The sequence below is a fragment of the Vibrio nigripulchritudo ATCC 27043 genome (assembly GCF_000222685.1).
GTDB lineage: Bacteria > Pseudomonadota > Gammaproteobacteria > Enterobacterales > Vibrionaceae > Vibrio > Vibrio nigripulchritudo.
In genome coordinates this window covers 1-6,542 of record NZ_AFWJ01000111.1, presented here as the reverse complement: position 1 = coordinate 6,542, position 6,542 = coordinate 1, and the positions used below count along the sequence as shown (strand labels likewise).

The following is a 6,542-nucleotide window of genomic DNA, read 5'->3' as shown; positions in this document are numbered from 1 at the left end:
AGCGGCGACCTTTAGTGTATCGAACGCCTGATCCATCCTGTCTTCCATCTCATAGGCATAAAACAGCGAATACGCTGGGCTTACGGATGCGGTGATCGATCGTTCAAAATCAGCCTTCAACGCTTCAAGGACCTCTTCTGAGCGTCCCAACTGGCGATACGCCAGATAGTAGCTGCGGATGTAAGACGAGTTGATGTGGTCTAAACAAACCGCCCAGAAGTAGTACTGACAAGCTTGTTCTTTGTCGAGATGTTCCCATGACGCATGCCCGAGATTCCAGAAAAATTCCGCGCTTCCCCAGATGCTCGCTTTTCCTTGCTGAATCAGAGAGTTTCTTAGTTCTTGGTATTCAGGTTTACTGTCTGTCGCCGCCAGCAGGTTATTGAAAATATCGCCATGACCGTACGCTTTATACTGCTCTGCTAACCAGTCTATCGCTGGTTTTTCTCCCTCTAGGGCATAAATGCATTGGTACTGTGACCGAACCAAGTAAACCACATCGGGGAAACGCTGCAGTATTTCTTTGTTCAGGTCATAAATTGCTTGGTTATCTCTGGTCAGAATGGCGGCAAGGCGCTGACCCAGTAAGATGAGTCGGTGTTGGTCATCGATAGATGCCATGGCTCGCAAATGTCGATTTAATGCGGTGACATCCTCTTTGGCATAAGCGGCTTCCAGTTTTCTCCAGGTGGGATACAAATTCGCGGCAGGCAGCGAGAGCAATGCGAGTTTTGATTCCTGCTCCTCAGGCACAATTGCCACGCATTTGGGGCCATTAACGGCATCACATTCTATGGTTTCTTTCAGAAGCGCTTTGCGGTTACCCGTATTGGACGGGTCCATCAGCATCAGCAGTCCAGAATTGGGATCGTAGCCCCGTACTACCTGAAGGTGAGAAGAAAGCCCCTGAGTGGTGACCAATGTAAGCGGAATGCCTGCACCCAGAACATCCATAACGGCTTGTTCTTCCAGATCAAACTCCAGATAGGCAAAACCATTGTCTGATAGCCATTCTCTCTGGCTCTCTTCCGGTGTACCTCCATAGCAGATAAGGCTGGCAATTTCGTCTTCGTTGACTTCCTTACCCCAAAACTGAGCAATCGCAGCCAGAGATGAAGGCGCGCAGGTCATGTGTTTCTGAGCGATGTCCGGAACGGCGACTTTCAAAACGGGCTTAAAGTCTGAGCTTCTCTCCAGATTCTCTTTAAGTATTTTGTTGAATGGTGTTCTGGCGTCTTGCAGATGCTCCACCGCCCGCTCTAGATCTTGATTGTGCAGCGCGATTTCCGCTTTGAGATACTGGAGATAATCATCAGAACGCTTCGTGCCATGCACACTGTATTTAGCCACTTTTTCCAACGCCTGCTCGCATTTCTCCATCTCGAGATTATCAAAACAGAGGATGGCGTAATCCAGCCACAAAGGAACCGACTGAAACTCGGTAATCAAAGGTTCCATCAACGCCATCGCGGCTTGCTTACCTTTGTGCAGTTTTGTCAGTGAAGCTAGAGATTCGAGCGCGGCAGGTGTTTTTTTGTCTTCATAGCTGGTTAACGCAAGCTGATACGCTTCTTCGCGCTTTCCTTCTTCTTCAAGTACCCGAACCCGAATTCGGGTGAGCCAGTCTTGCGAATCCGAATGCTCGCTGGCTTCATCGAGTAGCCTGTGAGTTGTGGCAAAATCACGTAAACGCGAATAGAAAATGGCTTCGGCAGCTATCCAGTCCGACACTTCTGATGGCTTGGATGCCAGCTCTCGCCATTTTGCGAGTATGTCATGACAGTGCACGGCACCTTTCTGGTAGAAGAAATAAAAGAATGCCCGGAATGCGGCGTTGCTATCTGACTTGTTTCGACGCCAGATTTTCAGTGTCAGATATTCCGCTGCGCGAGCACGGCCAAGCTGGCGGAGTAATTTAGCAAGTAGCTCAAGTTGCTGAGTCTCTTCCCAGTCAGCATGGTTGCCCCACTGACTTTCTGCCATATGAAGCGCATCCAGATACAGCCCTTCTTCCATCAGTGTTGTTACTCTGTCAATTACGGCTTTTTCTGACCTTTCAACCACTTGCTCAGAATCCATTCTGCACTCCAATTCGCCAACGTTTTAATTTTCAAGACTTTTATTAAGGTAAATATACCCAAGTGACCTTAAGGTACTTGGGTATAAAATAACAACTTTGGTTACGTCACTTTATGAGCTGAATAAAAAAATCAGCATTGATTATGATTCAGGCTTGAGAAAACGAAAAAAGGCTAAGGGGAAACCTTAGCCTTTGTGCTCGAATGCGATGTTGGAAAAAGCTAGCTCGCCATAATCAGCATAGGTAAACGAAGGATCTCGTCACCGGATGATGCCATGTACACCATGATCCCCACTAGAGAGGCGACCAATCCCAGATACCAAACAAAAGAAACGACCTGACCGTAACGGTCTAGTGGCAGAAGATGGCTATTGTGCCGAGTCCGCCATTCAATCAGAATTTCGATGCTACCCATGATCAACAGGAAGCCAAACAGCGCCAACCCCAAGGTATAACTGGCAACTACACCCGCGAGTGCTGCAAGAATGCACATCACCAACCCAGCAACGCTGTTAAATGAAAAGCTGATGCTCTTTAGTACGTGTCCACCATCCAGCGGCAAAACAGGCAGCAGGTTGATAAGGTTTAGAAACGCATTGAAGGCGGCGAGACCAGCAAAGAATATGTTGCCAGTTACCCAGTACACCACCAGTAAAACCAAAGACAAAACCAAACCAAAGGTTGGTCCCATTATCGATATCACTACATCTTGCCAGCGTGTGTTGATTTTTTCATCCGAGACGGCAAGCCCCCCCAAGAACGGAATCAGGTAGATACCTTTGGTTTTAATACCAAAGTATTTCATCGCACGAATGTGCCCATATTCATGGAATATCAAACACGCTAATAACCCAATCGCAAATTCAAACGAGAAAAACCACGAGTACGCCGCCAGGCTCAACGCGGCTAGCACCCCTTTGATGACTTTGGCGCTTTTCAGTGCCTTCATACCCAGAGCAAACAGCCCGACCACGCTGAACTTACGCTCTTGTTTTACGGGTGTTACCGGGGTTTGTCTTTCGATGTCTTTGGCGTCGCGTCGACCTTCCGCCACCACCTGCTCATTGGCTTTGGCAGCGAAGTGCACATAGAACGGCTGCCAGTTCAAATCCACATTGACCTGGCAATCAATGGCTTGCTCGCCATTGGTCAACTGAAAGCTGTGCAGGTGTTCCTGTCTGTCAGCATTTGCGTCCAACTGCGAAACAAGGGTGTTATCCCAGAATAGCTGCTGCCAGCCTGCCATGGACCCTTCCAGTCGTAATGGCTTCCCTAAAAAATCGATATTAAACAGTTCCAACTGCGTATCCTGTTTTTGCGTTCAATGGCGCGTAGTTTAACCTGAATTCGGGTTTGCTCAAGTCAGATAGAGGTACAGAAGCCATAGTACGCCGACAACAATACACTTGACGTTCCAGGGTGCGCGGAAGAACAAATGAATCAAAACCAGAGGCAACATAAGCGTGACCAATACGTACTCTCGGGTTGTCCATACCTTGTTGGCATCAGAATCTAGTTCATCCCAGCCGTCACCTTGCTCAGATTCAACATTCTGACTTTCCGTATTTGCTCGCTGCTCGGCTCTTCTTGCGCTTTGTTTTACTCGTTTCTGTTCCGCTTTTTGGTTTGGCGTGAGCTCCAGTTCGGGTTCCGGTTTTTCCTCTGGTTCCCACCAGTTTTCACGCGGAATTTCCCCTTTTGCGGCTTTCGCTCTAAGCAAGCGCTTGTTCAGTGCCGTTACTTTGCCATGCTTGGTCTGGATGCCGTATTGACGTTTTAGGTGAACCAAGGTCTTTTGCAGAGGAATACCTTTTTCCGGATCGACCATCGCGACAAAATTGGCATAGCCTTCAAGAGATCGGAACAAATCGCCCGTTCCCCACGTTTTGCCTTCCGGACCATCTAACTCAACCTGCTTCAATACCGCTCGAAAACGTTTAAGGGTTTTACGATCCACCGACAGCTTGTCGTTCACCACCACACCCGTGACTTCCTGCTTCTGATGGCTGCGCATCACACGGGTCTTCTCTGGGTGGAGTGTGAACCCTTCGTCAATAACAATTTGCTTGGCTCGCCAAAGCAGCGATTGCACTTTGTCGGGATCATCGGTGGAAAAGGTCAGATCATCGGCGTATCGGCTATAGGTAAACCCGAGTTTATCAGCCATTCCTTGTAGCCTTGCATCCAGCCGACGACACAGAGCATTGGTAATGGCTGGGCTGCATGGAGAACCTTGCGGTAACCGGCGCTCACCCTGAGCGACAAACCAGGTTTTACCATCCATCTCGAGTTCCTGAACTTCTGGCTCTGTGGTCAAAAGCCCAAATACCGTAGCGAGTTCTTCACTGTAACCCTGCGCGCGAAACAGCCCTTTCACCCGCTTGTAGCTAATGCTTGGGAAGAAGTCTTTCAGATCCATATTGATCACCACCGCCTTACCGACATGGGGCTGAGCATTAGTAACAATACTTTTCCCCGAGACGAATCCGTGCGCGGCCGGATGTACCGTTAACTTCTCCAGAACATTGTCGAGCAGCCAGTACTGAGAACGTTTAAGCCTTGGCATGGGCGCAGAAATATGGCGCTCACCACCGGATTTCTTGGCAATCGTAAAACGCTGATAATGAGAGACGTTCGATACGTCTTTCTGATAGGCAAGAAACCGCAGTTCAGAGACCGAAATACCCATCGACTGGGCGAGTGAGGCAACACTTTCAAAATGAGGAAGATCTTGGCTTTCCAGTTTGCTGGCATCGCTTTCTTTGTTCACTAACCCCAGCGAAACGTCGTCACCCAACCAGGTAAAGCTCTCTTTTTGTTTGTGATACCACGCCAGCGCGCGTTCGTATCGCTCTTGATTACGTGCCTGACGTGTCTGTTCCCGCTTTTCCAGCGCCGCTTTCTTTCGCTCTTTATGAAGCGCTTCCAACGCCTTTTCAGGGTCAGAATACAGGCTGTCGAGCTGGCTCAGTTCACGCATTTTGTGCATCAGTTCAGCGCGGCGTTCAATAAATTCTTGCGTTAAGTTGGGTTGCTCTTCGTCCTTATCCCAAAAACCAAGGCGAATCATTTCTTGCAGGATGTACTCGTCTTTACTGGTTTCCCGAATACGATCATAGATTTCCTGACGGGTCAGTTTTGGGGCTGAGTCAGACAACATTGCCTCCTGGCTATCGAATTGGGATGAGTGATGAGAAGTATCAGACATAGACCGCCTCCCCTTTAATCAAACGGGTATGCAGTGGCGTGGTGCCATAATGAGAAAGTCTGGAAACTAGGGAAGAAGGAGGAAGCAGCGCGACGCGATATTCCTTCGAAGAGTTCTTAGTACTGAGGGTATCAACTTGATGCCGTACGTTACCTATACCGCTCATTGACTTCTGTGAAGTCACACCGCAATAGCGGTATAGGTGACTGTACGGCTCAGTAAAGATAGCATCAGTGATGCGTGGGCAGTCTTTAAACCTGAATGGCGATCCACCATTCGAGATGCAAGGTTCTTCTGCCGCGCTGCTATGGTTTCCCATTGTATGTCTAATGGTTTGTTCAGCAAGTAAATATTGTGAGACTTGGCTCTGTTTTGAGAGGCAGTCCGGGTTTGATAAGACAGCGTTCATCATGCGGTTACCTCCTCGCCCAGTTCTCGGGCGGCTTGCATCCGAAGCGCCAGCATGTGTTCACAAGGTCCCTGTCTCAGTTTGTTGGTATGCCAGAAATGACAATCGCATTCGCCTCCTATCAGACGCTGATCTCGGTCGATTCTCAGAACAGAGCGATACTCTTTTCCATTGTCTAAGGTGACGCCCACAATCTCTTTGATGCCAGACTGCTCCGTAACCTGAATCACGGAAACTAAATTGGCGGCGACCAGACGGCTGGCTTTTTCTTCTCTTTCATTGGTAAAGCGAATTTGATCCAATGCGATAGGTTGATTGTAGAGATGTCGAAGTCGGTACACATCCAGACTCAGGTCATACAAAACCTGTCCCAACTGGCTGTATTGCGCAAGCGCCGATTTCACCACGCTCACGTCCAGCGCTAACCGGGATGCCAGACTGGTAGCGCTCTCTTGTTGGGTTTCCTTGAGGGCTAAATAGACTCGCTGACTGGTCAGTTCATCCACCGTTTTTCGCGGTGCAAGCAGGTCAAACTGACCAGCAGCAGACCAGTCATTAGCACTCCATCCAGACAAACCAAGCGTGAATGTCATATCACCCATGTTCGCCACATAAAAGGATGGCATACCATCCCCCAGCAAGCAGACATCAAAGCTGTCTGCGATAGGCAATAAACGCTCTAGAATCAGGATACGTCTGCGCCCCCAGGTGCGAATGGTTCGGGCTTCATCACCACGGTAGACAGAACGAGGACAGGTAATCACATCGCCCCATGGTTCCATCACAATCTTAATCGGTTGGTCAGGTGTTAATTCAAAACGCATGGAACGGGGTCCAACACGCTC

The 6,542-nt window shown here is 49.0% G+C and carries 5 protein-coding genes; all 5 read right to left on the bottom strand.

Going from position 1 to position 6,542, the window contains the following annotated elements:
• A partial coding sequence (locus RH89_RS10515) for a C39 family peptidase (RefSeq protein ID WP_004401729.1) occupies positions 1–2,079 on the bottom strand: 2,079 nt, incomplete at its 3' end.
• 221 nt (positions 2,080–2,300) lie between these two features.
• Complete coding sequence (locus tag RH89_RS10510) at positions 2,301–3,380, bottom strand: site-2 protease family protein (RefSeq protein ID WP_004401728.1); 1,080 nt, start codon at positions 3,378–3,380, stop codon at positions 2,301–2,303.
• A 57-nt stretch (positions 3,381–3,437) separates the two neighbouring features.
• Positions 3,438–5,288: a reverse transcriptase family protein gene (locus tag RH89_RS10505; RefSeq protein ID WP_004401727.1), complete on the bottom strand. Its 1,851-nt coding sequence runs from the start codon at positions 5,286–5,288 to the stop codon at positions 3,438–3,440.
• Positions 5,281–5,607: a hypothetical protein gene (locus tag RH89_RS29625; RefSeq protein WP_139063268.1), complete on the bottom strand. Its 327-nt coding sequence runs from the start codon at positions 5,605–5,607 to the stop codon at positions 5,281–5,283. The genes RH89_RS10505 and RH89_RS29625 overlap by 8 nt, the downstream gene beginning before the upstream one ends.
• A gap of 89 nt (positions 5,608–5,696) precedes the next feature.
• Positions 5,697–6,542: hypothetical protein (locus RH89_RS10500; RefSeq protein ID WP_004401725.1), on the bottom strand; the 846-nt coding region annotated here is incomplete at its 5' end.